Annotated in this window: 26 protein-coding genes; 11 read left to right on the forward strand and 15 right to left on the reverse strand. The window is 60.9% G+C overall.

The genetic code is table 11. From position 1 onward, the window contains the following. Positions 1-4 precede the first annotated feature (4 nt). From phnK to phnG, 5 genes are read right to left on the reverse strand one after another with little or no spacing between them, the layout of a single operon-like run. Positions 5-781: a phosphonate C-P lyase system protein PhnK gene (gene phnK, locus FBZ97_RS30315; protein ID WP_015338361.1), complete on the reverse strand. Its 777-nt coding sequence runs from the start codon at positions 779-781 to the stop codon at positions 5-7. Further along, positions 778-1,671 (reverse strand): alpha-D-ribose 1-methylphosphonate 5-phosphate C-P-lyase PhnJ, encoded by an 894-nt coding sequence (locus FBZ97_RS30320; protein ID WP_113333858.1) that lies wholly within the window; start codon positions 1,669-1,671, stop codon positions 778-780. Before FBZ97_RS30320 ends, phnK begins: the two co-directional genes overlap by 4 nt. Then, a complete protein-coding gene (locus FBZ97_RS30325) occupies positions 1,668-2,777 on the reverse strand; it encodes a carbon-phosphorus lyase complex subunit PhnI (RefSeq protein WP_145323284.1) in 1,110 nt (369 codons plus the stop codon). Before FBZ97_RS30325 ends, FBZ97_RS30320 begins: the two co-directional genes overlap by 4 nt. A gap of 3 nt (positions 2,778-2,780) precedes the next feature. Beyond that, complete coding sequence (phnH, locus tag FBZ97_RS30330) at positions 2,781-3,407, reverse strand: phosphonate C-P lyase system protein PhnH (protein ID WP_113333856.1); 627 nt, start codon at positions 3,405-3,407, stop codon at positions 2,781-2,783. Beyond that, positions 3,407-3,883 carry a phosphonate C-P lyase system protein PhnG gene (phnG, locus tag FBZ97_RS30335; protein ID WP_113333855.1) on the reverse strand — a complete coding sequence of 159 codons (477 nt, stop codon included), beginning with the start codon at positions 3,881-3,883 and terminating at the stop codon, positions 3,407-3,409. Before phnG ends, phnH begins: the two co-directional genes overlap by 1 nt. Before the next feature lie 101 nt (positions 3,884-3,984). On the opposite strand from phnG, the gene phnF reads away from it, so the two are divergent. Continuing rightward, the gene (gene phnF, locus FBZ97_RS30340) at positions 3,985-4,719 is read left to right on the forward strand and encodes a phosphonate metabolism transcriptional regulator PhnF (RefSeq protein WP_113333854.1); all 735 of its coding nucleotides are present in this window, start codon (positions 3,985-3,987) and stop codon (positions 4,717-4,719) included. Between the two features lie 7 nt (positions 4,720-4,726). Here phnF and FBZ97_RS30345 read toward each other — a convergent pair whose 3' ends face one another. The 9 genes from FBZ97_RS30345 to FBZ97_RS30385 all read right to left on the reverse strand — a co-directional run bounded on the left by FBZ97_RS30345 (position 4,727) and on the right by FBZ97_RS30385 (position 12,294). Next, positions 4,727-4,978 (reverse strand): type II toxin-antitoxin system RelE/ParE family toxin, encoded by a 252-nt coding sequence (locus FBZ97_RS30345; RefSeq protein ID WP_113333853.1) that lies wholly within the window; start codon positions 4,976-4,978, stop codon positions 4,727-4,729. Between the two features lie 41 nt (positions 4,979-5,019). Then, positions 5,020-5,310 carry a hypothetical protein gene (locus FBZ97_RS30350; protein ID WP_113390792.1) on the reverse strand — a complete coding sequence of 97 codons (291 nt, stop codon included), beginning with the start codon at positions 5,308-5,310 and terminating at the stop codon, positions 5,020-5,022. Positions 5,311-5,411: 101 nt separating this feature from the next. Beyond that, positions 5,412-6,047, reverse strand: coding sequence for a 2,3-bisphosphoglycerate-dependent phosphoglycerate mutase (locus FBZ97_RS30355; RefSeq protein ID WP_113333851.1), 636 nt, complete (start codon positions 6,045-6,047; stop codon positions 5,412-5,414). A gap of 121 nt (positions 6,048-6,168) precedes the next feature. Next, positions 6,169-6,993 (reverse strand): 4-hydroxy-tetrahydrodipicolinate reductase, encoded by an 825-nt coding sequence (gene dapB / locus FBZ97_RS30360; protein ID WP_113390793.1) that lies wholly within the window; start codon positions 6,991-6,993, stop codon positions 6,169-6,171. 14 nt (positions 6,994-7,007) lie between these two features. Continuing rightward, positions 7,008-8,801 (reverse strand): ABC transporter ATP-binding protein, encoded by a 1,794-nt coding sequence (locus FBZ97_RS30365; protein WP_113390794.1) that lies wholly within the window; start codon positions 8,799-8,801, stop codon positions 7,008-7,010. Positions 8,802-9,009: 208 nt separating this feature from the next. Continuing rightward, positions 9,010-10,032, reverse strand: coding sequence for a glucokinase (locus tag FBZ97_RS30370; RefSeq protein WP_113390795.1), 1,023 nt, complete (start codon positions 10,030-10,032; stop codon positions 9,010-9,012). Positions 10,033-10,066: 34 nt separating this feature from the next. Further along, the gene (locus tag FBZ97_RS30375) at positions 10,067-10,447 is read right to left on the reverse strand and encodes a methylglyoxal synthase (RefSeq protein ID WP_113330590.1); all 381 of its coding nucleotides are present in this window, start codon (positions 10,445-10,447) and stop codon (positions 10,067-10,069) included. A gap of 99 nt (positions 10,448-10,546) precedes the next feature. Beyond that, on the reverse strand, positions 10,547-11,581 hold the full coding sequence (gene mepA, locus FBZ97_RS30380; RefSeq protein WP_145323286.1) for a penicillin-insensitive murein endopeptidase: 1,035 nt from the start codon (positions 11,579-11,581) through the stop codon (positions 10,547-10,549). 143 nt (positions 11,582-11,724) lie between these two features. Further along, entirely contained in the window at positions 11,725-12,294 is a 570-nt protein-coding gene (locus FBZ97_RS30385) for an isochorismatase family protein (protein ID WP_145323288.1), read from the reverse strand. Between the two features lie 52 nt (positions 12,295-12,346). On the opposite strand from FBZ97_RS30385, the gene FBZ97_RS30390 reads away from it, so the two are divergent. The 9 genes from FBZ97_RS30390 (at position 12,347) to pncB (ending at position 22,286) form a co-directional block, all read left to right on the forward strand. After that, entirely contained in the window at positions 12,347-12,967 is a 621-nt protein-coding gene (locus FBZ97_RS30390) for a TetR/AcrR family transcriptional regulator (protein ID WP_145323290.1), read from the forward strand. A 109-nt stretch (positions 12,968-13,076) separates the two neighbouring features. Further along, positions 13,077-14,915, forward strand: a complete 1,839-nt coding sequence (locus tag FBZ97_RS30395; RefSeq protein ID WP_145323292.1) for an extracellular solute-binding protein — start codon at positions 13,077-13,079, stop codon at positions 14,913-14,915. A 171-nt stretch (positions 14,916-15,086) separates the two neighbouring features. Further along, positions 15,087-16,181 carry a microcin C ABC transporter permease YejB gene (locus tag FBZ97_RS30400; protein ID WP_113351489.1) on the forward strand — a complete coding sequence of 365 codons (1,095 nt, stop codon included), beginning with the start codon at positions 15,087-15,089 and terminating at the stop codon, positions 16,179-16,181. Then, positions 16,181-17,335: an ABC transporter permease gene (locus FBZ97_RS30405; RefSeq protein WP_113397335.1), complete on the forward strand. Its 1,155-nt coding sequence runs from the start codon at positions 16,181-16,183 to the stop codon at positions 17,333-17,335. Before FBZ97_RS30400 ends, FBZ97_RS30405 begins: the two co-directional genes overlap by 1 nt. Before the next feature lie 69 nt (positions 17,336-17,404). Further along, complete coding sequence (locus FBZ97_RS30410; protein WP_145323294.1) at positions 17,405-17,695, forward strand: hypothetical protein; 291 nt, start codon at positions 17,405-17,407, stop codon at positions 17,693-17,695. Next, positions 17,692-18,189: a PIN domain-containing protein gene (locus FBZ97_RS30415; RefSeq protein ID WP_145323296.1), complete on the forward strand. Its 498-nt coding sequence runs from the start codon at positions 17,692-17,694 to the stop codon at positions 18,187-18,189. The genes FBZ97_RS30410 and FBZ97_RS30415 overlap by 4 nt, the downstream gene beginning before the upstream one ends. Next, positions 18,186-19,814: an ABC transporter ATP-binding protein gene (locus tag FBZ97_RS30420; protein WP_145323297.1), complete on the forward strand. Its 1,629-nt coding sequence runs from the start codon at positions 18,186-18,188 to the stop codon at positions 19,812-19,814. The genes FBZ97_RS30415 and FBZ97_RS30420 overlap by 4 nt, the downstream gene beginning before the upstream one ends. Before the next feature lie 11 nt (positions 19,815-19,825). Next, positions 19,826-20,785 (forward strand): glyoxylate/hydroxypyruvate reductase A, encoded by a 960-nt coding sequence (locus FBZ97_RS30425; protein WP_145323299.1) that lies wholly within the window; start codon positions 19,826-19,828, stop codon positions 20,783-20,785. A gap of 196 nt (positions 20,786-20,981) precedes the next feature. Further along, on the forward strand, positions 20,982-22,286 hold the full coding sequence (gene pncB / locus FBZ97_RS30430; RefSeq protein WP_113351483.1) for a nicotinate phosphoribosyltransferase: 1,305 nt from the start codon (positions 20,982-20,984) through the stop codon (positions 22,284-22,286). Between the two features lie 30 nt (positions 22,287-22,316). Here the strand turns inward: pncB and FBZ97_RS30435 are convergent, their stop codons facing one another. After that, positions 22,317-23,288 carry a hypothetical protein gene (locus FBZ97_RS30435; protein WP_246661904.1) on the reverse strand — a complete coding sequence of 324 codons (972 nt, stop codon included), beginning with the start codon at positions 23,286-23,288 and terminating at the stop codon, positions 22,317-22,319. A gap of 238 nt (positions 23,289-23,526) precedes the next feature. On the opposite strand from FBZ97_RS30435, the gene FBZ97_RS30440 reads away from it, so the two are divergent. Further along, positions 23,527-25,641 (forward strand): mechanosensitive ion channel family protein, encoded by a 2,115-nt coding sequence (locus FBZ97_RS30440; protein ID WP_246661905.1) that lies wholly within the window; start codon positions 23,527-23,529, stop codon positions 25,639-25,641. The last annotated feature ends 70 nt before the right edge of the window (positions 25,642-25,711 follow it).

The following is a 25,711-nucleotide window of genomic DNA, read 5'->3' on the forward strand; positions in this document are numbered from 1 at the left end:
TTCCTCAGACCTGCAGGATCGAAGAGACCAGCAGTTGCGTATAGGGTTCGCGCGGATCATCGAGCACGCGGTCGGTGAGACCGTGCTCGATCACCTGGCCGTCCTTCATCACCATCATGCGATGCGACAGGAGACGGGCGACCGCGAGATCGTGGGTTACGATGATGGCGGAGAGGCCGAGATCGTTGACGAGGCCGCGCACCAGATCGAGCAGGCGGGCCTGCACCGAGACGTCAAGACCGCCGGTCGGCTCGTCCATGAAGACGAGGCGCGGGCCGGTCACAAGGTTGCGGGCGATCTGCAGGCGCTGGCGCATGCCGCCGGAGAAGGCGCGGGGCTGGTCGTCGATGCGGTCGGCGTCGATCTCGACCCGCTCGAGCCAGTCGATGGCGGTATTGCGGATGTTGCCATAGTGGCGGTTGCCGATCGCCATCAGCCGCTCGCCGACATTGGCGCCGGCGGACACCGTCATACGCAGGCCATCGGCCGGGTTCTGATGCACGAAGCCCCAGTCGGTGCGCATCAGGAAGCGGCGCTCGGCCTCGTTCATGCGGAAAAGATCGCGATAGGTCTCGTCGCGCATGTGGTATTCGACACTGCCCGTCGTCGGCAGCAGCCGGGTCGAGATGCAGTTGAGCAGCGTCGTCTTGCCGGAGCCGGATTCGCCGACGATAGCCAACACTTCGCCGGGCCAGAGTTCGAAGGACACATCGCGGCAACCGATGCGGCTGCCGTAGAATTTCGAGACGTCCTTGACCTTGAGAAGGGGTGAGTCACTCATTCGGCAGCCTCCTTGGATGCGAGCCCATTTGACGCCAGCATAGGCCCGGCATGGCCGTGGGCGCGGCGATCCTCGCAGAAATCGGTATCGGAGCAGACGAACATGCGGCCGCCCTTGTCGTCGAGGATCACCTCGTCAAGATAGACCTGCTCGGCGCCGCAAAGCGCGCAGGGCTTGTCGAAGCGCTGCACTTCGAAGGGGTGATCCTCGAAATCCAGGCTGACGACTTCGGTGTAGGGCGGCACGGCATAGATGCGTTTTTCGCGGCCGGCGCCGAAGAGCTGCAGCGCATCCGACAGATGCATTTTCGGATTGTCGAACTTCGGCGTCGGCGATGGGTCCATCACGTAGCGGCCGGCGACCTTGACCGGATAGGCGTAGGTCGTGGCTATGCGGCCGTTGCGGGCGATATCCTCATAGAGCTTCACATGCATGAGGCCATATTCCTCAAGCGCATGCATCTTGCGCGTCTCGGTCTCGCGAGGCTCCAGGAAGCGCAACGGCTCCGGGATCGGCACCTGATAGACGAGCACCTGGTTCGGCCCGAGTTTGGCTTCCGGAATGCGGTGGCGCGTCTGGATGATGGTCGCCTCGTCCGTGCGGGTGGTGACGGCGACATTGGCGACCTTCTGGAAGAAGGCGCGGATGGAGACGGCATTGGTCGTGTCGTCGGCACCCTGGTCGATGACCTTCAGCACGTCCTGCGGGCCGATGATCGCCGCCGTCAGCTGCACGCCGCCGGTGCCCCAGCCGTAAGGCATCGGCATTTCGCGGGAGGCGAAAGGTACCTGATAGCCGGGAATGGCGATCGCCTTCAGGATGGCACGGCGGATCATCCGCTTGGTCTGCTCATCGAGATAGGCGAAGTTGTAGGTGGCGAGTTCGGTCATTCGGCTGCCTCCGTCATGGGTTCCATGCCGCGATCGCGAGCGGCCTCGAAGTCGCGGCGCATGCGCCGCACCAGGTCGAGCTCGGCCTGGAAGTCGACATAATGCGGCAGCTTCAGATGTTCGACGAAGCCGGTCGCCTGCACATTGTCGGAGTGGGAAATGACGAATTCCTCGTCCTGAGCTGGCGCAACGATGTCTTCGCCGAGTTCCTCTGCCCGCAGCGCCCGGTCCACCAGCGACATCGCCATCGCCTTGCGCTCGCTTTGGCCAAAGACGAGGCCGTAGCCGCGGGTGAACTGCGGCGGTGCCTTGGCCGAACCTTTAAACTGGTTGACCATCTGGCATTCCGTTACCTGGATGCGGCCGAGCGAAACGGCAAAGCCGAGTTCCGGCACCTCAAATTCGACCTCTACTTCGCCGATGCGGATTTCGCCGGTGAAGGGGTGGGTGCGGCCATAGCCGCGCTGGGTCGAATAGCCGAGTGCCAGCAGGAAGCCTTCGTCGCCGCGGGCGAGCGCCTGCAGGCGAAGGTCCCGGGTCATCGGGAATTCCAACGGCTCGCGCGTCAGGTCGCCGATCTCATGATCGACAGGCATGGTGCCATCGTCTTCGATCAGTCCTTCCTGGCCGAGAATTTCCGAGACGCGCATCACGCGGCCGTCCTCGGCCGGCCGCTGCATCGGCTCATCCACCGGCTCATCTGTCAAAAGGCCGGGGTCGAGCAGGCGGTGCGTGTAGTCGAAGGTTGGGCCGAGAAGCTGACCGCCCGGCAAATCCTTGTAGGTCGCGGAAATGCGGCGCTCGATCTTCATCGCTGAAGTGTCAAGCGGCTGGGAATAACCGAAGCGCGGCAGCGTGGTGCGGTAGGCTCTGAGCAGGAAGATCGCTTCGATCATGTCGCCGCGCGCCTGGCGAACGGCAAGTGCGGCCAGCGTCCGGTCATAAAGCGAGGCTTCGGCCATGACGCGATCGACGGCGAGTGCCAGTTGCGCCACGATCTGGTCGATGCCGACGGCCGGCAGCGAACGGTCGCCGCGGCGACGGTCGGCCAGCAGCCGGTGAGCATTGGCGATGGCGGCTTCGCCGCCCTTAACGGCAACATACATATGTCACAACTCCGTCGCGGTGATCTTGGTGGTGCGCGGCAGGCAGATGAATTGCCGGCCCGCCGTCAGGATGAGATCGACGCCGCGCGGGAAGAGCGCGCGATTGTCGTTCCAGATACGCAGCAGCGCATCCGGCAGCCCGATCGGGGCGATCATGGTCACATCCTTGATGCCAGGGCCTGAAAGCGCCAGTTGTTTGCCGCCCACCAGGCTTTCGATTTCCAGAACGATCGTGGTCGACCGATCGGGATATTCCTGGGTGCCGATGCCGAACTGGCTGAAGGAGGAAAGCGCCATGCCGGCTTCGATGAAGGCGAACTGCGCCTCCAGCCGTTCTGAAATGACGGGCGCTCCGGTGTGGAAGGCCAGCCATTCCGCCAGGCTTGATCTTGCCAGGCTGTTGGAGAGCCAGACAGGCGTGTCGTGATCGCAAAGGGTGAGGCCGATGGCGCCTGCGGCAACACCGAGTGGAGCGGGCGGCGCGACGTCAGCCTCAACGGTCTGCAGGGTGCCTGGACGTGCCATGGCATCCATCGTCATCTTGAAGACGCTTTGCGCGTCGAAGACCGGATCGGTGAAACCGCCGGTCAGGGCCTCGTTGCCGAAGGTCGGAGTGCTGGAAAGGCTCATCAATCTTCTCCGCGAACCATGGTGAAGAAATCGACGCGGGTTGCCGCCGTCTCTTCGGCGCGCTTGCGGTCATATTCGGCGATACGCTCGGTAACCGGCTGCAGAAGAGCCTTTTCGACGAAATCCTTCGTGGCCGATTGCTGCCAGAGTGCATCGAAAATGGCCGAAAGCCGGGCCTTTTCCCGATCCGTGCCGAGCGCGTGCGCGTGGCCGATCGTGTTGGATGCCAACCGGACGGTAGCGCGCGTCACCGTGACTTCGCCGAGGTTGAAGGGGGAGCCGCCGCCGCCGATGCGGCCGCGCACCATGACGAGCCCTGTCTCTGGTCCGCGCACCGGCTGTACCGTCGGCTTGCTCGGCAATGCCTCCCAGGCAGCCTCTAGCTCGTCGCGTTCTGCCTGCGCCAAGAGATCGGCGACGCGCTTCCGTTCCCGACGCTCCTGTGCCGCCGCTTCCTGCCTCTGTGCTGAATTCATCGCGCCTTCCTCTAAATGTCTATTGATATAGACAACCATACAAGATAGTTTTATATTTATTAGTGAGTCGTGACAAGCGTGTGACAGGGCGAGTGGGCGAGATGGCAGGGCAGAAGATACAGAGGCAGACGGGCGTGGCGCTCTGGCGGCAGATTGCCGACCGGATCCGGACCTCGATCAACCACGGCGACTTCGACGAGACGGGCATGGTGCCGCCGGAAACGGTGCTGGCGCTGCAGTTCGGCGTCAACAGGCACACGATCAGGAGTGCGCTCGCAGCACTGGCGCAGGAGGGGATCGTCCGCGCCGTGCAGGGGCGCGGCACGCTGATCGAGCGCAAGGAGCGACTGAGTTTCCCGATTTCAAGGCGCACGCGATTTTCGCAAGGGATCGGCGACCAGGTACGTGAGACCCGCAGCGTGCTGCTTGCATCGGGCGAAGAAGCTGCCAGCGCCGAATTGGCCAAACAGCTCAAGCTCAAGGCAGGTACGCCGTTGATCCGGCTGGAAACGCTGGGCCAGGCGGATCATCGTCCGGTATCGCGCGCAACAAGCTGGTTCCCGGCGGATCGTTTCGGCGATATCGCCGAGATCTATCGGACGACCGGATCGATCACCAAGGCATTCAAGGAGCTTGGTGTGCCCGATTACGTCCGCGTCGTCACCGAGATCACCGCGACGCATGCCGACGAAGGCGACCTCACCGATCTGCAATTATCCCCGGGCGCCATCGTTCTCATCGCCCAGGCGCTCAATGCGGATCTCGATAATGTCCCTGTGCAATATTCGATTTCCCGCTTCGCCGCCGATAGAGTGCGCTTCACCGTTGAGATTTGATGCCGCACTAGGGAATCGGCTGAAAATCGTTTGGCGGCCATTGCTGTGCGGCATGCAGGATGCGGATTATGCGCACCGTCTCGCCTGCGAGATCGTAAATCAGCAAATAGTTTCGATGTACGACAAGCTCTCGTGTCCCGGACACGCGGCCGGGCCGGCCCGTCATTGGATGGGTAATCAGCTGTTTCGGCCGTTTTGCAAAAAGTTCGTCCAGCGCGATTGCCGCGGAGGCGTTCTCGGCCTCGATGTCGGTATATATGGCGCGTCAATCAGCTCTTGCTTCGGGAGTCCACGCAAGTTTCACGAAGAACGCCCGCTGAGTTTGCGGCGTGTTTCTTCTCGCAAGGCGGCAAATTCAGCATCTATATTGTCGTCAGGAATCAGATTGCCGGCGTTGGCGGAAGCAAGACCGGCCTGAACCTGCTGGTGAAACCATATGTCATATTCGGCGGCATCTTGTTGGCGCCGCACATAATCGCGCATGAAAGCCCGGAGCAACTGCGCACCGATTTGATCATGCGCTTTCGCAGCCTCGCTGAAAGCCGCCTTCAACTCTTCTTCAACTCTGAAGGTAAATTTCGCGTCTGCCACTCTCGATCCGTGTGTTGCATGCGCAGTGCAATGTAACACATCGGGGTGGATTCTCCACCCCCGAGCCCATTCTGGCCAGGGGTGGTTTATCTTTTAGCCGCTCAATGCGCGCCGGACATGTCGCCGAGGACTTCCTTCGAGGCGACAGTGGAATCGGCCTTCAGCTTGTAGACCATCGGCACGCCGGTCGCGAGGTTGAGCTCGAGGATCTGCGCCTTGCTCAGGCGATCGAGAACCATGACGAGCGAGCGCAGCGAGTTGCCGTGCGCCGCGACCAGCACATTCTGGCCGGCAAGCACGCGCGGCAGGATTTCCGTGAGATAATAGGGCCAGACGCGGGCGCCGGTGTCGCGCAGGCTTTCGCCGCCGGGCGGCGGAACGTCGTAGGAGCGGCGCCAGATGTGAACCTGCTCCTCGCCCCACTTGGCGCGGGCGTCATCCTTGTTGAGGCCGGAGAGATCGCCGTAGTCGCGCTCGTTCAGCGCCTGATCCTTGATCGTTTCAAGGCCGGGCTGGCCGATTTCATCGAGAATGATCTTCAGCGTGTGCTGCGCGCGCGTCAGCGCCGAGGTGAAGGCGATATCGTACTTGATACCGTAATCGGCCAGAGCCTTGCCACCGGTCTTGGCCTCTTCCATGCCGAGCGCCGTCAGATCGGGATCCTTCCAGCCGGTAAAGAGATTTTTCAAATTCCAGTCGCTCTGCCCGTGGCGAACGAGAACGAGAGTGCCGCTCATAAATTTCTCCTTAATGAAGCAATTCCAGGAAAAGTGTGTAGCGGTTTTCCGTCCGGAATTGCGAGACAACAAAAGGCTGGAGCGGATCGGCAGTTCCAGGCCGATCCGCTCCAGGATCGGATCAACGTGTGGAAAGCCCGAGAACATCGAGCATGGAATAGAAGCCGGGTTTCTTGTCGCGCGCCCAGAGTGCTGCCTGCAGCGCGCCGCGCGCAAACAGCGACCGGTCGCCGGCATTGTGCGACAGCGTCAGCCGTTCGCTTTCGCTGGCGAAGATCACCGAATGATCGCCGACCACGCCGCCGCCGCGCAGGGTCGCAAAGCCGATCGTGCCCGTCGCGCGCGGACCGGTATGCCCGTCGCGCACGCGCACGGAATTGTCATTGAGATCGATGCCGCGGCCCTTCGCCGCCGCCTGGCCAAGCAGGAGTGCCGTGCCCGAGGGCGCATCGACCTTGTGCCGATGATGCATCTCCAGCACCTCGATGTCCCAGTCGTTCGAAGGCAGTGCCCGCGCCGCCTGTTCGACGAGCACGCTCAAAAGATTGATGCCAAGGCCCATATTGCCCGATTTGACGACACGGGCATGGCGTGCGGCAGCCTTGAACTTCGCCTCGTCCTCGTCCGAACATCCGGTCGTGCCGATGATATGGACGATGCGCGCCTGGGCGGCGAGACCGGCGAAGGTGACGCTGGTTGCCGGCGTCGTAAAATCGATGACGCCTTCGGCATGCAGGAAAGCGGCAAGCGGATCGTCGGTGACGGGAACGCCGATCGGCCCCAGTCCGGCGATCTCGCCGGCATCCTTGCCGATGAAGGCGGAGCCGGGGCGGGCGACGGCTGCATGCAGGGTTACGCCGTCGGTGGCGTGAATGATGCGGATGAGAGCCTGTCCCATGCGGCCCGCCGCGCCCACCACCACCAGCTTCATCGCATCGTCGCTCATGTCGTCTCTATCGTCTATTTGCGGGAATTGCTTGAAATCGCCGGTAGCTGCAGGTTGTTGAGCCGAGCGTAGAGGCCATTGTCCGATGTCGCAAGCGTCTCGTGGTTGCCTTCTTCGACAACGCGGCCGTTCTGCATGACGACGATCTTCTCGGCACGGACAACCGTCGACAGGCGATGGGCGATGACGACGACCGTGCGGCCGCTCATCGCTTCTTCCAGCGCCTTCTGCACGGCCGCTTCGGATTCCGTGTCGAGCGCCGAGGTCGCTTCGTCCAGAAGCAGGATCGGCGCATTGCGCACCAGCGCGCGGGCGATCGACAGGCGCTGGCGCTGGCCGCCGGACAGCGTTACGCCGTTTTCGCCGACGGGCGTCTCGTAGCCCATCGGCTGCGCTTCGATGAAATCATGGGCATAGGCAAGGCGCGCCGCATCCTCGATCTCGGCATCCGTCGCGTTCGGACGGCCGTAGCGGATATTGTCGCGGATCGTGCCTTCAAAGAGATAGGGCTGCTGCGAAACATAGGCGAGCTGTTCCCGCAGCGACTGTTTCGTCACATGCGCGATGTCCTGCCCGTCGATGAAGATGCTGCCAGCCTTGGGATCATAGAAGCGCGGGATGAGATTGATGACAGTGGACTTGCCGGCGCCGGAAGGGCCGACGAGTGCGGTGGTCTGGCCACCCTCGGCCGTGAAGTTGACACCGCACAGGACGGCCTCGTCGCCATAGGCGAAATGAACGTCGCGAAATTCGATGCGAGCGTCGGTTACGACGAGCGGTTTGGCATCGGGGAGGTCGCGCTGGCGCGGCTCCATGTCGAGCAGCTCATAGATCATCCGCGCGTTGACGACCGCGCGCTCCAGCTGCACCTGCAGCTTGGCAAGGCGGCGGGCCGGATCATAAGCGAGCAGCAGCGAGGTGGCGAAGGAGAAGAACACGCCCGGCGAGACATTGTCGTAGATCGAGCGGTAGGCGGCATAGGCGAAAAGGCTGGCGATCGCAAAACCGGCGACCGTTTCGATCAGCGGTCCGTTGCGCTCCGAAAGACGGGCGATGCGGTTCTGCCGGTGCTCTGCAGCGGTGATCAGCTTGTTGATCTTGCGTTCGAGCTCCTCTTCCATCGTGAAGGCCTTGACGATGGAAACGCCTTGAATGGTCTCCTGCATCGCGCCGAGCACATGGCTGTTCAGGACCACTGCGTCGCGCGTGGCAGCGCGCAGGCGCTTGGAAATATAGCGTAGCGTGAGGAAAAGCGGCGGCGCGATGACGACGAATGCAATGCTGAGCACCGGGTCCTGGAAGACCATGACGCAGAGCAAGGAGATGAAGGTCAGGAGGTCGCGCGCCGTCGACGTGATCGTCAGGTTCATGACATCGCGGATACCAGAGACGTTCTGGCTGATGCGGGCGGCGAGCTGGGCGGAGCGCGCTTCGTTGAAGAAGCCGACCGACAGTGTCATCAGGTGCGAATAGAGGCGGCGCTGGTAGCGGGCGATGATGTTGTTGCCGATCTTCGACAGGATGACCGACTGGAAATATCCGGCAAAACCGCGCACCACGAAAACGAGGAAGATGCTGAAGCAGATTTTCCAGGCATCGACGATATCGCGGGCGATGAAGGCGCTGTCGATGACAGATTTGACGATGTAGCCGATGTAAGCAGTCGAAAGCGCAACGAGGATCAGGCAGGTAATCGCGATGGCGTAGCCGCGAATATGATCGCGGCCGTTCTCGGCGATAATGCGCTTCAGCATGCCGGTGATGGCTTCGCTGTCGACGTTTTTGCTTTTCGGGTCAGGCAATTTCAATAATCGGCTTCCTGTCTTGAACCAAGCGAGCCGCATCTGGCACGTGCTTTCGCGGTTCTATTAAAGACTTAGCACGGCTTTGGCTAGACGTGGCCTGCCGGGCTGGTTAAGGCCGATCGCGGAGCCGCGCCCATTATAGAGGATGCCGGCCCCTTCAAAAAGTATGGTGCGCCGGGTTTCAGCGCACCATGAGCTGTTTGGCAAGCAATCAACGCCGCCAGCGACGGCCGTCCGTGGCAAGGCCAAAGCTTGTCGGTTTGCGGGCATAGATCGCAAGGCCGGAAAGTGCTGCCAGCGGATTGACGACCACATGGGTCGGAATCGTCTTCATCAGCTCCGTGTGCGGTGCCTTGTCCTCGAAGGCGGCGCGGAATTCCGGCTTCTGCAGCGCCGGCAGGATCTTCTGCGGAATGCCACCCGAGAGATAGACGCCGCCGCGCGCCATGAAGATCATGGCGATATCGCCGGCGACGCGGCCAAGATAGGTGACGAACAGCGTCAGCGTCTCCTCGGCCTGCCTGTTGGTGCCGGCAAGCGCGTGGTTGGTGATGTCAGCTGGCTCCTTCAGGCTCGGTTCGATGCCGTCAGCCGCGCAGATCGCATGATAGAGGTTCTGCAGGCCGCGACCGCAGATCACCTGCTCGGCCGAGATGCGGCCTTCGATGGGTTCCAGATGCGGCCAGATCTGCAGGTCGCGTTCCGTGCGTGGCCCGAGATCGATATGCCCGCCTTCGCCCGGTACTGGCACCCACTGATGCTGGGTATGGACCAGGGCTCCGACGCCAAGACCGGTGCCCGGCCCGAGCACGGCGCGCGATGCAACCATGTTACCGGAAGCTTTGCCGATGGTCTGGCGATGCTCATCGGAAATCTCGGCGATCGCGAGCGCCTGCGCCTCGAAGTCGTTGATGACGAGCACGTCCTCGATGCCGAGATTGGCGATCATCGTCTTCGGACGGATCACCCAATCGCAATTGGTCAACGGAATCTCGTCACCCTGCACGGGACCTGCCATGGCAAGAATTGCCGAGCGGGGCCGAACCTTGCTGTTTTCGAGGGCGAGCTTGATCGCATCGTCGATCGTGGCGAAATTCGCCGTCTGCACGACCGGGAAGTGCTCCTGTTCGGAGTCCGCATCGACGAGGATGGAGAAACGCGCATTGGTGCCGCCGATATCGCCGATCAGGATTGGGAAAGGCAGGGGGGCATCGCTGTGATTGAGCTCGGGCATGGCCAGGTCCGTGGTCTGCCGCCGGCAAGGCGGATTAATGGTTCAGGGTTTTGATCAGCCGCTCGGCAGTGGATTCGTTGAGCGCCATCGGAATGTCGTAGAGAACGGCAAGCCGCGTCAATGCCTTCACGTCGACGTCGTGCGGCATGGGGGTGAGGGGATCGATGAAGAAGACGAGCATATCGATCTCGCCGGTGGCGATGAGCGCGCCGATCTGCTGGTCGCCACCGAGCGGGCCGCTTTTCAGCCGGGTGACCTTGAGGTCCGGGCAGGCATCCAGCACGCGGCCGCCTGTCGTGCCCGTGGCGACGATGTTCCAATCGGCAAGGGCGGCTTCGTTACGCCGCGCAAATTCTGCCATCGCATCTTTTTTCTGATCATGCGCGATCAATGCGATGCATTTGCTGCCGGCCATGAAATCCTTGCTCCGCTCGATGTTTTCAATCGATTTACGCGCCTTCTATACCAAGGGGGCGCGTTTTGAAAGACGCCTCCGGCAAGGACGGTGCAGGACTTACTGCTGCGGAATCTGACCGGGCGGCGTATCGCCCGAAACCGGCATTGTGTCCGTCTCCACTGAAGCGTCGGCAGCTTTCGCGCCGGAGGCGGTGGAGCGTGCGGAAGCAATCGCAGGCGCCGCCAATACGGCCTGGCAGGCCTTGGGCAGATCGGCAACCATGACTTCGCGCGGCTTTTGGGGCGGCTTGTCGCTGGGCTTCGGCTTGGCCCAGGGCTCAGGCCCGAACCACCAGGCGAGCGACTTGTCGCAGCCATCACCGGCGGCGACCGGCGCCTGCCCTGTGCAGCCGATGGAGCCGGCGGGGCAGCGGAGGCGAATATGGAAATGCGAGTCGTGCCCGTATTCCGGGCGCAGCTTGCCGAGGTTGGTGCGATCACCTGTCCATGTCTCGCACATCTTCTTCTTGATCGCCGGGTTGACGAAGATGCGCTCGACCTCCGGATAGCTCGCTGCGCGCATCAAGAGGCGGGCATGCGCCGGGGTCCAGACCTTGTCGTTGATCGTCAGGAACTTGTCCTTGGCGAGCATCGTGGTGAAAGGCAGGGCTTCGCGCTCTTCCGCCGTCATCTTCCGTCGCGGCATCGGCGTCAGCCAGACGTCGGCGTCGAGGCCGATCTGATGCGAGGCATGGCCGTTGATCATCGGGCCGCCGCGCGGCTGCGAGATATCGCCGACAAGCAAACCCGGCCAGCCGTCATTCTTCGCAGCATCGCGCGAGAGGCGCTCGAGCAGGCCGATCATCTCCGGTCGTCCCCAGCGACGATTGCGCGACAGGCGCATCGCCTGCCATGTCGGGCCGTCCGCGGGCAGGGCGACTGCGCCCGCAAGGCAGCCCTTGGCATAGAAGCCGATCGATTGCGGCGGTCCCTGCGTCGGCAGCGTCACGGCGCCGAAAACAGCCTTGGCGCTGCCGGGGGAAGGGGTGGCCTGCTGTGCCAGCGCATCGCCGGCGACAAGGCCCATCCCGATCAAGGTGGCGAGAGAGAATTTGCCGATCGTTCGAAAGGCGCGAGCCAGAAGTGAAGCCATGCATATCCTTGAAAGGCGGTCGGCATTAGCCGAAGTGATTTGCCGTGAGACTATCCTGAAACAGGATGGAAGTGAATCCGCGCCAATCACGGATGGCCACCGGTCGGCCGCCTTTGCTTGCATAGACCTTTGCTTCGGATGGATCAGTTCGCCAGGATTTCCGCCGTCTTGCGGATACGCGACAGCCGCGGCAAGACCTTCGTGCAGGCGAAATCCTGCATGTCCTGCGAGAAGGTCGTGACCGCATCTTCGGCAACAATGACGGCGTAGTTTGCCGCGAAGGCATCGCGTACGGTTGCTTCGACACCGAAATTGGTGGCGACTCCGGTCAGGATCAGCGTCCTGACGCCGCGACGGCGAAGCTGCAGGTCCAGTTCCGTGCCGTAAAAGGCACTCCACTGGCGCTTGACGATGGCGACATCGGGCGTCAGCGCTGCCATCTCGGCCGGAGCCTCGAGTGCGGCCGGCGGCAAACCTCCTGGGGGAAGCGCAAAGCTTTCGTCTGTCGGCTGATTGACAGCATCGGCATAGTCTGTGGAAAATCCAACCGTCACGAAAACGGTCGTTCCGCCATCGGCCTTCAGTCTGTTTGCGATGGCGACCGTATTGGTGACGATCTGCTGGGCGGAGTAGGGCGCGAGCGGCCGGCTGAGGACGAGGCCTTGCAGGTCGATAGAAACGAGAGCGGTAGTTTTGGGGTCGTAAAGTGACATCGGGCGGTAGCTCCATAAAATATGAGGATATCCTCACAATGGAAATATGAGGATGGCCTCACAAAAATCAAGTGAAGAATTGAAGACGCGCACGCCGAAGCGGCAGCGCGGCCATGATCGGGTCGTCATACTGCTGGAGGCGGCCGCAAAGGTTTTCGCGCGCAAGGGCTATGAGGCGGCAACGATGACGGAGATTGCGGCCGAGGCAAATTCCTCTATCGGCTCGCTCTATCAGTTCTTCCCGACCAAGCCCCTGCTTGCCGAAGCACTGCATATAGAACGCCTGGAGCGATTGAAGGCCGGGCTTCGAGGTATGGCCGAGCGGAGCACCGGCCTTTCCGCAGCCGATAGCGGCGAGGCGATCTTCCATGCACTCGGTGCTTTCATGGAGGAATATCCGGAGTTTTCGGTACTGGCCGGTCGCCGTGATATTCCCAAGGAGCGCAAGGCGCGCTCACGGGCAGAGCTGAAGGAGCTGATCGCCAGCGTCCTGCGGCAGGCGCAGCCGCCGATATCGGACGATATCGTGCTGATGTCGGGTATCGTGCTCGAACTGCTTCGCATCGTCGTCGCCGTCGCCGCCGAGCCCGATGCTGCCGAGGATCGCCGCGTCGCCGGCGAATTGCGGCTGATGTTGCGCAAACGTCTTGAAGAAGCTGCGGCAAAGGGTTGATTCCCGGAAACAGTCTTCGGCCTCTTTACGAAGAGGCGCATTATTGCGTCCTGTTTTTTGCCCTCATTTGCCTTATGCTGATTCTCCAGAAATCATCGGGAGATCATGAATGGCGTTGTCGCGGTTGAAAGCAGGCTTGGCCGTTTCTCTTTTTTGCCTGCTGGCAATGCCTCTAGCCACGAAAGCCGAAGAGCCGCAATTCCGCATCGGCACGGCCATTCTCGGCGACTTGAAATATCAGCCCGGCTTCAAGCATTTCGATTATGTCAATCCGGATGCGCCAAAGGGCGGGGAGCTTAAGCTTTCGGACGAGGGCACGTTCGACACGCTCAATCCGGTGCTGTTTAAGGGCAACCCCGTCAGCGGATTGTCAATGGTTTTCGATACGCTGATGAAATCGTCCAATGACGAGGTTGCCACCTCCTATGGCTTGCTTGCCGAGGGCGTCTCCTATCCAGATGACATATCGAGCGCGACCTTCCGCTTGCGCGCCGAGGCGAAATGGGCCGACGGCACACCAGTAACCCCTGATGATGTGGTTTTTAGCTTCGATCGCACCAAGGAGCTCAATCCTCTCGCGACCAGTATCTATTCTCACGTGACGCGAGCTGAAAAGACGGGCGACAGGGACGTCACCTTCTACTTCAATGAAAAGAACAATCGGGAACTTCCTTTTATTGCCGGCCAGCTGCTGATCGTGCCGAAACATTGGTGGGAGAGCGCCGGCGCCGATGGAAAGCCACGCGATATCTCCCGCACAACACTCGAGCCGGTCATGGGATCCGGACCGTATAAGATCGTCTCCGTGCAGCCGGGATCGTCAATCCGATATGAACTGCGAGATGACTATTGGGGCAAGAACCTGCCGGTCAATATCGGCCAGAATAACTTCGGGACGGTTTCCTACACCTACTACGCCGATAAGGATGTGGAATTCGAAGCCTTTCGCGGCGGGAATACGGATTTCTGGCGGGACCAGTCGGCAAGCCACTGGGTGACCGCATACGACTTTCCCGCCGCCAAGGACGGCCGCATCAAGCGCGATGAACTGCCCAACTCGCTGCGTTCGGTCGGCATCATGCAGGCAATGGTGCTCAATCTCCGGCGGGATCAGTTCAAGGATCAGCGTGTACGTGAGGCGCTGAACTACGCCTATGACTTCGAAGAGATGAACAGGGCGCTTGCCTTCGGCCAGCTGAGCCGCGTCAACTCCTTCTTTTTCGGCACCGAGCTTGCCTCTTCGGGGCTGCCCGCGGGCGAGGAGTTGAATATCCTCAACAGCGTCAAGGATAAGGTGCCGCCCGAAGTCTTCACCACGCCCTATACCAATCCGGTCGGCGGCGATCCACAGAAGGCGCGCGACAATCTGCGCAAGGCGATCGCGCTTTTCAAGGAAGCCGGTTATGTGTTGAAGGGCAATCGCATGGTCAACGAAAAGACCGGCAAGCCGTTCACGATGGAAATTCTGCTCGGCAGTCCTTCGCTGGAAAGATCAAACCTGCCCTACGTTCAGAACCTGCGCCGCATTGGCATTGATGCGACCCTCAGAACGGTCGATTCATCGCAATACATAAATCGCATTCGCAGCTTCGACTATGATGCGACCTGGAACGTGTGGGGCACGGCGCTGCCGCCCGGCAGTGAACAAATCGATTACTGGGGCTCGGCTTCCGCAAACCGCCAAGGCTCTCGCAACTACGCCGGCATTTCCGATCCGGGTGTCGATATATTGATCGGTAAGCTTGTCTCTGCCGCGACCCTCGAAGAAAAGACTGCTGCCGCCAAGGCGCTTGATCGCGTACTGCTCGCCCACCACTACGTCGTCCCGCTGTTTTATGGGACGACGAACAAGATCGCCTATTGGGACAAATTCGAGCATCTGCCCGAGCTGCCCTATTACTCGATCGGCTTTCCCGATGTCTGGTGGTCGAAAAGCGCCGGAAAGTGAGCCTCTCTTGCAATGAGGGGCTCGCTGGCTCCAAATGCTCGAGGCTGATTCGGATGGTTTCCAGCTGAAATGATTGCGCCGGTCTCGATCCGGCGGAAGGGACTATGATTTGATCGACGGACGGATTGAGGCGAGGCGGAACATACCCCTGCTTGCGGGAGCGGCGGACTGATGGGCGCCTATATTCTGCGACGCCTCCTGCTGATGATCCCGACCATCGTCGGCATCATGGCGATTTCCTTCACCATCGTGCAGTTTGCGCCGGGCGGTCCCGTCGAGCAGGTCATCGCGCAGCTGACCGGTCAGGGCGACAATGCCAATGGCCGCCTGTCGGGTGGCGGTACGGACCTGGCTGCACAGCAATCCTTCGATGACAGCAGCTCGAAATATCGCGGCGCACAGGGTCTCGATCCCGAGCTGATCGCCAAGCTCGACAAGCAGTTCGGCTTCGACAAGCCGCCGCTGGAGCGCTTCGGTCAGATGATGTGGAATTATATCCGCTTCGATTTCGGCGAGAGCTTTTTCCGCAATACCACCGTCATCGATCTCATCGGCCAGAAGCTGCCGGTGTCGATCTCGCTCGGCATCTGGATCCTGATCTTCTCCTATGCCATTTCCATTCCGCTCGGCATCCGCAAGGCGGTGCAGGACGGATCGACCTTCGATGTCTGGACGTCGGGCATCATCATCGTCGGCTATGCCGTCCCGAGCTTCCTGTTCGGCATCATGCTGATCGTGCTCTTTGCCGGCGGCTCCTTCTTCGACTGGTTTCCGCTGCGCGGCCTCGTTTCGGATAATTTCGCCGATCTCAGCTGGTGGCAGAAGATCCTCGATTATCTCTGGCATCTGGTGCTGCCGCTGATTTCGCTGTCGCTCGCCGCTTTCGCCACCACGACGCTGCTGACCAAGAACTCCTTCATCGAGGAAATCAAGAAGCAATATGTCATCACCGCCCGCGCCAAGGGCCTTTCCGAACGGCGCGTGCTCTATGGCCATGTCTTCCGCAACGCCATGCTCATCGTCATTGCCGGCTTTCCCGGCGCCTTTATCTCCGCCTTCTTCACCGGCTCGCTGCTGATCGAAAATATCTTCTCGCTCGATGGCTTGGGGCGCCTGAGCTATCTCTCTGTCGTCCAGCGCGACTATCCGGTGGTCTTTGCCACTCTCTTCATCTTCTCGCTGCTCGGCCTCGTCGTCAGCCTCGTCTCAGATCTAATCTACACCTGGATTGATCCGCGCATCGATTTCGAGCGGAGGGACGTGTGATGGACGCAGCCAATCAGCAGACGCTTCCGACGACGGTGAAGCCGCCCCGCAAAGGCCTTTTCTCGCCCACCAACATTCGCCGCTGGGAGAATTTCAAGGCAAACCGCCGTGGCTACTGGTCGCTCTGGATTTTCCTGGTCCTGTTCGTCCTCAGCCTCGGGGCCGAATTCATCGTCAACGACCGGCCGATCCTCGTCTCTTACAAGGGAGAGATCCTAGCGCCGGTCTTCGTGGATTACCCCGAGGAGAAGTTCGGCGGTTTCCTGGCGCAGACGGATTATCGCGCCCCGGATATTCAGGATGAGATCAATGCCCATGGCTGGATGATCTGGCCGCCGATCCATTATTCCTATCAGACCGCCAATTCCAACCTTCCCACAGGAATGTCGGCGCCGACGCCGCCTTTCTGGGCAATGAGCAAGGAGACGCGCTGCTCGGGCTATCCCGGCGGCGTTGCCGATCCGAACTGCAACTGGAGCAATTTCAATTGGCTCGGCACCGACGATCAGGCCCGCGATGTACTCGCCCGCCTGATCTACGGTTTCCGCATCTCGGTGCTATTCGGCCTGGCGCTCACCATCTGTTCGGCAGTCGTCGGCGTCTGCGCCGGTGCGATACAGGGCTATTTCGGTGGCTGGACCGATCTCCTGATGCAGCGTTTCATCGAAATCTGGTCGTCCATGCCGGTGCTCTATATCCTGCTGATCATCGCCTCGGTGCTGCCGCCGGGCTTCTTCATCCTGCTCGGCATATTGCTGCTGTTTTCCTGGGTAGGGCTCGTCGGCGTCGTGCGCGCCGAATTCCTGCGGGCGCGCAATTTCGAATATGTGCGCGCCGCCCGCGCGCTCGGCGTCAACAACCGCACCATCATGTATCGCCACCTGCTGCCGAACGCGATGGTGGCGACGCTGACCTTCGTTCCCTTCATCCTGTCGGGCTCGATCACCACCCTGACCTCGCTGGATTTCCTGGGCTTCGGCATGCCGCCCGGCTCGCCGTCGCTGGGTGAAATGATCGCCCAGGGCAAATCCAATCTGCAGGCTCCCTGGCTGGGGCTCTCGGCCTTCTTCACCATGTCGATCATGCTGTCGCTGCTGATTTTCATCGGCGAAGCCGTGCGCGACGCCTTCGATCCGAGGAAGACGTTCCGATGAGGAGTGCTCGCAATTGGTCAGCGCACAAGATAAACTGCAGTCGGCGACGACAGGCAATGGATGGATGCGATGAATAAGGTGGTACTGGAACATTATCCGGCGTCTAGGTTGCCGGACGATATTCGCGGCAATCTGCCCAAGGAAGCATTGGTGCGCGTTGTGGTGGAGGCGGAAGAGAAGTCTTCCACCGACAGCCGTTCGCCATTTGCTTCGCTCTCTCCGAAAAGTGCACAGTCCGCGAATCTCAAGGCTCTCTTACGGGATCGCAGGGCGCACCCCGATAGATACGCCGGAACTGCCACGACTGAAGAGATCGTTGCCCGTATTCGTGAACTGCGCGATGAGTGGGATGATAGATGACCGCACCACGGGGCATCTATTGGGACACGAATGTCGTTGTCGCGTTGATGGAGCAAAGCGGCATCGTTCACGATCTTCTCTGGGCCATCTTAGAGGTGATCGAGAAGAAACCCGTCTACGTCTCCACCAGCGCGCTGACCTTTGCCGAATTGAAGGTCAAACCGTTACAGCAGCAGAATTTCGAGCTTTTGAGAACCTATGAAGAATGGTCGTCGTCGCGTTCCTGGCTGGACATCTGGTCCATCACGCCGCCGATCCTTGATGGTGCGGCCTTGCTGCGGGCAACGCGTGGCGGTTTGAAATTGCCGGATGCGATCCACCTCGCTACCGCGCTTCATAGCCGTTGCACTCACTTCCTGACTGCGGACAAGGGGATCGGCGATATCACAGACCTTGTCCATCCTTTCTCGGGGCCGTTGGATGTCACCCCTTTGACGATCCTTCGCCCCGATGAGCCCACTCTGACATCCCTCCTAAAAAGCATGGCCGAATGACCGAATCGCTGCTGTCAGTCCGCAATCTCTCCGTCGCCTTTCATCAGGGCGGGCAGACGTCGATCGCCGTCGATGGCGTCTCCTTTGATATCCGCAAGGGCGAGGTCGTGGCGCTGGTCGGCGAATCCGGCTCAGGCAAATCGGTCTCGGCCAATTCGATCTTGAAGCTCTTGCCCTATCCGGCTGCAAGCCACCCTTCCGGCGAGATCCTGTTCAAAGGCAGGGACCTGCTGAAGGCATCGGACAACGAGCTGCGCGCCGTGCGCGGCAACGACATCACCATGATCTTTCAGGAGCCGATGACCTCACTCAATCCGCTCCACACCATCGAGCGGCAGATCAGCGAGATCCTGGCGCTGCATCAGGGCATGGTGGGCGAGCCGGCCCGCAGCCGCACGCTGGAGCTCTTGAACCAGGTCGGCATCCGCGAACCGGAAAAGCGCCTAAAGGCCTATCCGCATGAGCTGTCGGGCGGCCAGCGCCAGCGCGTAATGATCGCCATGGCGCTTGCCAATCGTCCCGAACTCCTGATCGCCGACGAGCCGACGACGGCGCTCGACGTCACCGTGCAGGCACAGATCCTCGAACTGCTGCGCGAGCTCAAGGGTCAGCATGGCATGTCGATGTTGTTCATCACCCACGATCTCGGCATCGTCCGCAAGTTCGCCGACCGCGTCTGCGTGATGACCAAGGGCAAGATCGTTGAGACCGGCACGGTGGAGGATGTCTTCACGCGGCCGCAGCATGATTATACCCGCCATCTCCTCGCCGCTGAACCACGCGGTGAACCGCCCGCAAGCGATACGAACAAGCCCGTGGTCATGGAAGGCAACGATATTCGCGTCTGGTTCCCGATCAAAGCGGGCTTCATGCGCAAGGTTGTCGATCATGTGAAGGCGGTCGATGGCATCGATCTGAAGCTCCGCGCCGGCCAGACGCTCGGCGTCGTCGGCGAATCCGGCTCAGGCAAGACCACGCTCGGCCTCGCGCTCGCCCGGCTTATTTCCTCCAAGGGCCGTATCGCCTTCGTCGGCAAGGATATAGCCGGCTATTCGTTCCGCGAAATGCGGCCGCTGCGCAACCAGCTGCAGGTGGTCTTCCAGGATCCTTATGGATCGCTCAGCCCGCGCATGTCGGTCGGCGAGATCATTGCCGAGGGGCTCAAGGTGCATGAGCGGTCGCTTTCGGCCGATGAGCGCGACAAGCGCGTCTGCTGGGCACTGGAGGAGGTCGGCCTCGATCCGTCCACCCGCTGGCGTTTTCCGCACGAGTTCTCCGGCGGTCAGCGTCAGCGCATCGCCATCGCCCGGGCCATGGTGTTGAAGCCACGCTTCGTCATGCTCGACGAGCCCACCTCGGCGCTCGACATGAGCGTGCAGGCGCAGGTGGTCGATCTGTTGCGTGACCTGCAGCAGAAGCACGATCTCGCCTATCTCTTCATCAGCCACGACCTGAAGGTGGTGAAGGCGCTCGCCAACGAGCTGATCGTCATGCGCTTCGGCAAGGTCGTCGAGCAGGGCGCATCCGCCGATATTTTCCGGGCGCCGAAAGAGGATTACACCAGGGCGCTTCTCGCTGCCGCCTTTAACATCGAGGCGGTGCCGACCGCCGCCATCCAGCAATAGAGACCATCATCATGCCGGCCAAAAGCCCCGTTCTCGTCGACCTCAAATTCAACCCCGAGACCGTCGCCAGGGCACTCGAAACCGCTTTTGCCGATCGCGGCAGCATCAATCTCGCTGACCCCGCCAGCAAGGGGCTGGATCTGAGGCATGTCGACTATGCGCTGCTGTGGAAGCCGGATGCCGATCTTTTCGAGCGCGCGCCCAATCTCAAGGTCATCTTCTCGGGCGGCGCCGGTGTCGATTCCATGATGTCGATTGCTGGTCTGCCTGACATCCCGATGGTCCGTTTCGTGGATCGCAGTCTCACGACGCGGATGAGCGAATGGGTAGTCATGCAATGCCTGATGCATCTGCGCGATGTGCAGGGGCATTTCAGGAATCAGCGACAGCATGTCTGGGCGCCGCAGCATGGTCCGGAAGCCGCTGACGTTACTGTCGGCGTCATGGGCCTCGGTGTTCTCGGCTGCGATGCAGCCGCGAAATTGAAAGTTATGGGCTTCAACGTCATCGGCTGGTCCCGCAGCAAGAAAGAGATCGACGGTATGGAAACCTTCGATGCCGCCGGGCTGGATGCGTTTCTGGCACGTACCGACATTCTCGTCGGCCTGCTGCCGCTGACGGCAGAGACGACGGGAATTTACAACGCTTCGCTCTTTTCAAAGCTGCATCGCAACGGCCCGCTCGGCAAGCCGGTCTTCATCAATGCCGGCCGCGGCAAGAGCCAGGTTGCGGCCGATATCGCTTCGGCTGTTCGCACCGGCATCCTCGGCGGCGCCTCCCTCGATGTCTTCGCCGTCGAGCCTCTGGCTGCGGACGATCCGCTTTGGGACCTGGAAAATGTCATCATTACGCCGCATGATTCCGCTGTGTCTGACGAAAAGGCACTGATGCGCTACGTCGAGGAGCAGATCGCCCGCTTCGAACGCGGCGAACCGCTGCAGCATCTGGTAGATCGCGGTCGGGGTTACTAAGTCTATGGCGGTGGTCGGGGCCTTATGTCTCGGCTGGCGCCGGCAAAATGCGACGCATTTGCCCTGGTATCAATTTTCTTTCAGCGACTGGACTTTCGCTCAACATTTTTTGATAACAGGGCGCTACAACCGCATGCCGGCACGCCGCTGGCGAAAAGCATGACGTCCGCAGGGCAGGAGACGGGGCAGGAACGACATGACCAAGACGGATATCGCCACCCGCGTCTATAACCATACCTGGAAGCTTGATCCGATCATCCGCAGCCTGATCGACACGGATTTCTACAAGCTCCTCATGCTGCAAATGATCTGGAAGCTCTATCCAGATGTCGATGCCACCTTCTCGCTTATCAATCGCACCAAGAGCGTTCGCCTCGCAGAAGTGATCGACGAAAAAGAATTGCGTGAGCAGCTCGACCATGCCCGCACGCTCCGCCTCTCCAAGAAGGAGATGATCTGGCTGGCGGGTAACAGTTTCTACGGCCGCGCCCAGATCTTCGAACCGGAATTCCTCGCCTGGCTGTCGAATTTCCAGCTGCCGGAATACGAGCTCTCGAAGCGCGACGGCCAGTATATTCTCGATTTCCACGGCTCGTGGAAGGAAACGACGATGTGGGAAATCCCCGCGCTCGCCATCATCAACGAGCTTCGTTCGCGCTCGGCTCTAAAGGCGCTCGGCCCCTTCACGCTCGATGTGCTCTATGCCCGCGCCAAGGCCAAGATGTGGGAAAAGGTGGAGCGGCTGCGCGAGCTGCCCGGTTTGCGCATCTCCGATTTCGGGACGCGCCGCCGTCACAGCTTCCTCTGGCAGCGCTGGTGCGTCGAGGCATTGAAGGAAGGCGTGCCGCACGCATTCACCGGCACGAGCAACGTGCTATTGGCCATGGATTCCGATCTCGAAGCCGTCGGCACCAATGCCCATGAGTTGCCGATGGTCGCCGCAGCACTTGCGAAAAATGATGAAGAGCTCGGAAAGGCACCCTACAAGGTGCTGCGTGACTGGAACCGCCTCTATGGCGGCAATCTGCTCGTCGTCCTGCCCGATGCCTTCGGTACGGCTTCCTTCCTGCGCAATGCGCCGGAATGGGTGGCCGACTGGACCGGCTTCCGCCCCGACAGCGCCCCGCCGATCGAAGGCGGCGAGAAGATCATCGAATGGTGGAAGAAGATGGGCCGCGATCCCCGCCAGAAGCTGTTGATCTTCTCTGACGGCCTCGATGTCGATGCCATCATCGACACCTACAAGCATTTCGACGGTCGCGTCCGCATGAGTTTTGGTTGGGGCACCAACCTTACCAACGATTTCGCCGGCTGCGCGCCCACCGAACTCAAGGGCCTCAATCCTATTTCGATCGTCTGCAAGGTCATCGAGGCAAATGGCCGCCCGGCCGTGAAGCTCTCGGACAATCCCCAGAAGGCGACGGGCGAGCCTGCGGAAGTCGAGCGTTATCTGAAGTTCTTCGGTGCAGAGGATCGCGTCGATCAGGAAGTGCTGGTTTAAGGCGTTTTCCGTCCGCAATGCGTAAAAGGTCTAGTGGCGGATCGCCGCTTCCATCCGGGCGACACGGCGAAATAGCGTCCAGCGGCCATTTTCCCAGCGATATTGATCCGGCGAAATAACGTAGGGCACGTCGCTGAGATCGGCGCTGATCAGCTCCAGAAGCTGCAGGCCCTCGATATCGTTCTCATGCGTGAAGAACACCTTGTCGCGCGACAGGAAGGCGGCGATCGGCGCGGCGCCGCCGGATTGCTCCTGCACCTGCGCCCAGAAATTCGGCAGGAACGCAATGCTGGACTCGAACTGGCCGTCCACCTCGACATATTGGAACCGGCTGCGTTTGGCGATCTGAACGCCGGTCTTGGCAAGGAATTTCTGCAGGTTGGCCTGTGCCGTTTCGGCGAGTTCTCGGACATCGATGCCCCAGTCGTCGAGTGCTTCGGCCATCACGTAGTTGACCGTCGTCTCGCCGTTGACGACGAAGAGCTTGATCAGGTTTTCGGCCTCGTCAAGGTAGACGAATTGTGGTGGATTGGGCTCGTCCTTGGCGGCCTGCATCATCTGCTGCCGCGCAACCTCGACGAAATCGCGCGCTTTCAGGACCGGCAGGACCTTGGCGAGCTCGCCGCTGTCGACCATGGCTTCCGTCATGTTGAGATAGTTGAGGAGCGCCTGCGCGCGTGCCGGCCCGCGCTTTTCGCGCAGCGCCAGCAGCGCATTGCTCAGGAATTTCGTCATCGTATCGCCGTTGCGGCTGTGCAGCGTCAGACTGCCGGCGGCAGCATCGTAATCCACGCGGATCAGATCGCCGAAGAACGGCAGGCGTTCCTGCAGATAGGCGGCAAAGGCTGCTTCATCCTGCAAAGCTTCGTCGGGAATGTTGAGATCGAGGGTTTTGGCAACGGCCGCGCTCTCTGGCTCCTGCATCGGATAGGGTTGGCCGGGGCGCATTTCCGCGCGCTTGCCTCTGCCGAAGAGCCTTTTCAGGAAATTGAACACGCGCATCCCCGAGTACCGAACGGTATTGCTGTAGAACCTAGCGCGGCAGCCGTTGCGGGGCAATGGCGGCATGATGGGGGTGGGGGTCGTAAGTGCCTGCTTGCCCGTACAAAAAACGCGTATAGTCTGCAGGAGCGGGCCGAATGGTCAGATTGCGGGAAGGGCAGCGTAAATGAGAAATGTCGGGGGCGGCAGGTGGACGATCGGAGGCCTGTTTTTTTGTCTTTTTGCATTGGCTGCACCTGTGACTGCGTTCGCGCAGAATGCCGCTGCCCCACAGCCGGCCGCCCCGCCGCCCGACAAGGTTCGCGAGCTGATCCAGCTGATGAACGAGCCGGATGTCAGGCAATGGCTTACTGCGCAGCTCAATAGTCAACCGACACCCGCCAGCGATAAACCCGCAACCATCAGCGATCCGACGCCGACCGACGGCAATCAGATGTCGGTTCTATCAGGCATGCTCGGCCATACGCGGCATCACCTTGAGCTAGTCTCCGGCGCTGCGATGACGTTGCCCTACGAGGTCATGACCGCATCGGAAAAGCTGGAAGGCGAAGGCAAGTCGGTCGGCCTCGTGCGCATCATCATTCAGATTGTCCTGCTCTTCTTCCTGGGGTTGGCGGCCGAACTCGCCGTTGCACGCTTCATCAACACCAGGCATATGCAGCGCACCGAGAGGGCTGCCGGTACCGAGACGGAACTGCAGGCAGCGCGCTTCCAGTTTCTGGGCGGCGTCGTGCCCGCCATCATCCATGGCCTGGTGACGCTCGTTCCGCTTCTTGCCTTCGATTGGCCGCCAGCCATTGAAAATTTTGCCATCGCTTGCGTCATTGCGATGGTGTCGATCAGGCTGGCCATCTCCATCGGCAAGCTTGTCATGGAATTGATAGCGATGCGTCGCGCCAACGACGTTCTGGATGAGGACGGCGGTGCCGCCCGCATCGCCGAACGGCGGCGCGTCGCCTCCTATTGGTATCGACGCTGCACGCTGTTTGCCATCTATTTTGCCTGCGGCTGGGCGATCATACAGGCCGTCACGTCGCTGGACTTTTCTGTCGGGGCGCGCGACCTCATCGGCTACACCCTGGGCATCGGTCTGTTTCTGATCGCCACGGCTGCCGTGTGGTCGAGGCCGCTTCCGCCGGAAAAGCGTGGAGCGAAGACGATTTCCTGGCTGCTGACGATTTTCTTCGCGGCGCTATGGTGTCTCTGGGTGGCCGGTTTCGATGGCCTTTTGTGGCTCGGCATCTATGCGATATTGCTGCCGCGCGTCCTCTCGGTATCGACGAAGGCGATCGAAGCCTTGCATGATGCCGCCGACGGCATCTTCGGTACCGGCAAGATCGCGGCCGTGTTGCTCGACCGCGGCTTGCGCGCGCTGATCATTACCTTTGCGGCTTTATGGCTCGGCCACATGCTGGGGGTCGAGGCGCATGCGATGATGAGTGGCAGCGAATCGAATGTCGGCCGCATCGCTCGCGGCATTCTGGGCGGCATCATCATCCTCCTGGTTGCCGATCTCGTCTGGCAGCTGGCAAAAACCTATATCGACGGCAAAGTCATGCAATCCCTGCCGGCCGCCGGCGAATCGGATGAGATGAGGGCGAGCCGCGCCCGGCTGCAGACGCTGCTTCCGATCTTCCGCAACATTCTTGCCGTCGTCATCGGCATCATTGCGGTCATGATGGTGCTGTCGGGCCTCGGCGTTCAGATCGGGCCGCTGATCGCCGGCGCCGGCGTTGTCGGCGTCGCGGTCGGCTTCGGCGCACAGACCATAGTCAAGGATGTCATCAGCGGTATCTTCTACCTCTGGGACGATGCTTTCCGCATCGGCGAATATATCGAAAGCGGCCATTACAAGGGCGTGGTGGAATCCTTCAGCCTGCGTTCGGTCAAGCTGCGTCACCAGCGCGGCCCGCTGGCGACGATACCCTTCGGCTCGCTCGGTGCGGTTAACAACATGAACCGCGACTGGGCAATCGATAAGATCATCGTCAAGGTGACCTACGATACGGATCTCGTGAAACTGAAGCGCATCATCAAGGACATCGGCCAGCGCCTGCTCGACGACGAGGAGCTGAAACCGAGCATCATCCAGACGCTGAAGATGAAGGGTGTCGAGCAGTTCGGCGATTTCGCGATCGAGATCAGGCTGGCCATCACCGCCAAGCCCGACGAGCTCTCCGTCATCCGCCGCAGCGCGCTGGCCTTGATCAAGCAGTCCTTCGACGAGAACGGCATCCAGTTCGCCTTCCCCACCGTGCAGGTGGCAAGCGACAAGGACGCCGCTGCCGCCGCTGCCCGGCAGCTCATCGAAATGCGGGCTGCAAACGTGGATGGCGCGCAGCAGGCGAGCTAGAGAAATTCCAGCAAAAGTGCGAAGCGGTTTTGCGTCCGGAATTGCGTGAAAACAAAGAGATAGAGCGGTT

The sequence above is a fragment of the Rhizobium sp. ERR 942 genome (genome assembly GCF_007828395.1).
Taxonomy (GTDB): domain Bacteria; phylum Pseudomonadota; class Alphaproteobacteria; order Rhizobiales; family Rhizobiaceae; genus Rhizobium; species Rhizobium dioscoreae.

Coding starts and splice junctions, on each gene's coding strand:
- mepA (WP_145323286.1), bottom strand. CDS start 11,581: ATGGCTTCACTTCTGGCTCGCGCCTTTCGAACGATCGGCAAATTCTCT.
- pncB (WP_113351483.1), top strand. CDS start 20,982: ATGACCAAGACGGATATCGCCACCCGCGTCTATAACCATACCTGGAAG.
- FBZ97_RS30405 (WP_113397335.1), top strand. CDS start 16,181: ATGGACGCAGCCAATCAGCAGACGCTTCCGACGACGGTGAAGCCGCCC.
- dapB (WP_113390793.1), bottom strand. CDS start 6,993: ATGAGCGACGATGCGATGAAGCTGGTGGTGGTGGGCGCGGCGGGCCGC.
- phnK (WP_015338361.1), bottom strand. CDS start 781: ATGAGTGACTCACCCCTTCTCAAGGTCAAGGACGTCTCGAAATTCTAC.
- FBZ97_RS30415 (WP_145323296.1), top strand. CDS start 17,692: ATGACCGCACCACGGGGCATCTATTGGGACACGAATGTCGTTGTCGCG.
- FBZ97_RS30395 (WP_145323292.1), top strand. CDS start 13,077: ATGGCGTTGTCGCGGTTGAAAGCAGGCTTGGCCGTTTCTCTTTTTTGC.
- FBZ97_RS30385 (WP_145323288.1), bottom strand. CDS start 12,294: ATGTCACTTTACGACCCCAAAACTACCGCTCTCGTTTCTATCGACCTG.
- FBZ97_RS30325 (WP_145323284.1), bottom strand. CDS start 2,777: ATGTATGTTGCCGTTAAGGGCGGCGAAGCCGCCATCGCCAATGCTCAC.
- FBZ97_RS30400 (WP_113351489.1), top strand. CDS start 15,087: ATGGGCGCCTATATTCTGCGACGCCTCCTGCTGATGATCCCGACCATC.
- FBZ97_RS30410 (WP_145323294.1), top strand. CDS start 17,405: ATGAATAAGGTGGTACTGGAACATTATCCGGCGTCTAGGTTGCCGGAC.
- FBZ97_RS30420 (WP_145323297.1), top strand. CDS start 18,186: ATGACCGAATCGCTGCTGTCAGTCCGCAATCTCTCCGTCGCCTTTCAT.
- FBZ97_RS30375 (WP_113330590.1), bottom strand. CDS start 10,447: ATGGCCGGCAGCAAATGCATCGCATTGATCGCGCATGATCAGAAAAAA.
- FBZ97_RS30320 (WP_113333858.1), bottom strand. CDS start 1,671: ATGACCGAACTCGCCACCTACAACTTCGCCTATCTCGATGAGCAGACC.
- FBZ97_RS30370 (WP_113390795.1), bottom strand. CDS start 10,032: ATGCCCGAGCTCAATCACAGCGATGCCCCCCTGCCTTTCCCAATCCTG.
- FBZ97_RS30390 (WP_145323290.1), top strand. CDS start 12,347: ATGGCCTCACAAAAATCAAGTGAAGAATTGAAGACGCGCACGCCGAAG.
- phnG (WP_113333855.1), bottom strand. CDS start 3,883: ATGAATTCAGCACAGAGGCAGGAAGCGGCGGCACAGGAGCGTCGGGAA.
- phnF (WP_113333854.1), top strand. CDS start 3,985: ATGGCAGGGCAGAAGATACAGAGGCAGACGGGCGTGGCGCTCTGGCGG.
- phnH (WP_113333856.1), bottom strand. CDS start 3,407: ATGAGCCTTTCCAGCACTCCGACCTTCGGCAACGAGGCCCTGACCGGC.
- FBZ97_RS30355 (WP_113333851.1), bottom strand. CDS start 6,047: ATGAGCGGCACTCTCGTTCTCGTTCGCCACGGGCAGAGCGACTGGAAT.
- FBZ97_RS30435 (WP_246661904.1), bottom strand. CDS start 23,288: ATGCGCGTGTTCAATTTCCTGAAAAGGCTCTTCGGCAGAGGCAAGCGC.
- FBZ97_RS30425 (WP_145323299.1), top strand. CDS start 19,826: ATGCCGGCCAAAAGCCCCGTTCTCGTCGACCTCAAATTCAACCCCGAG.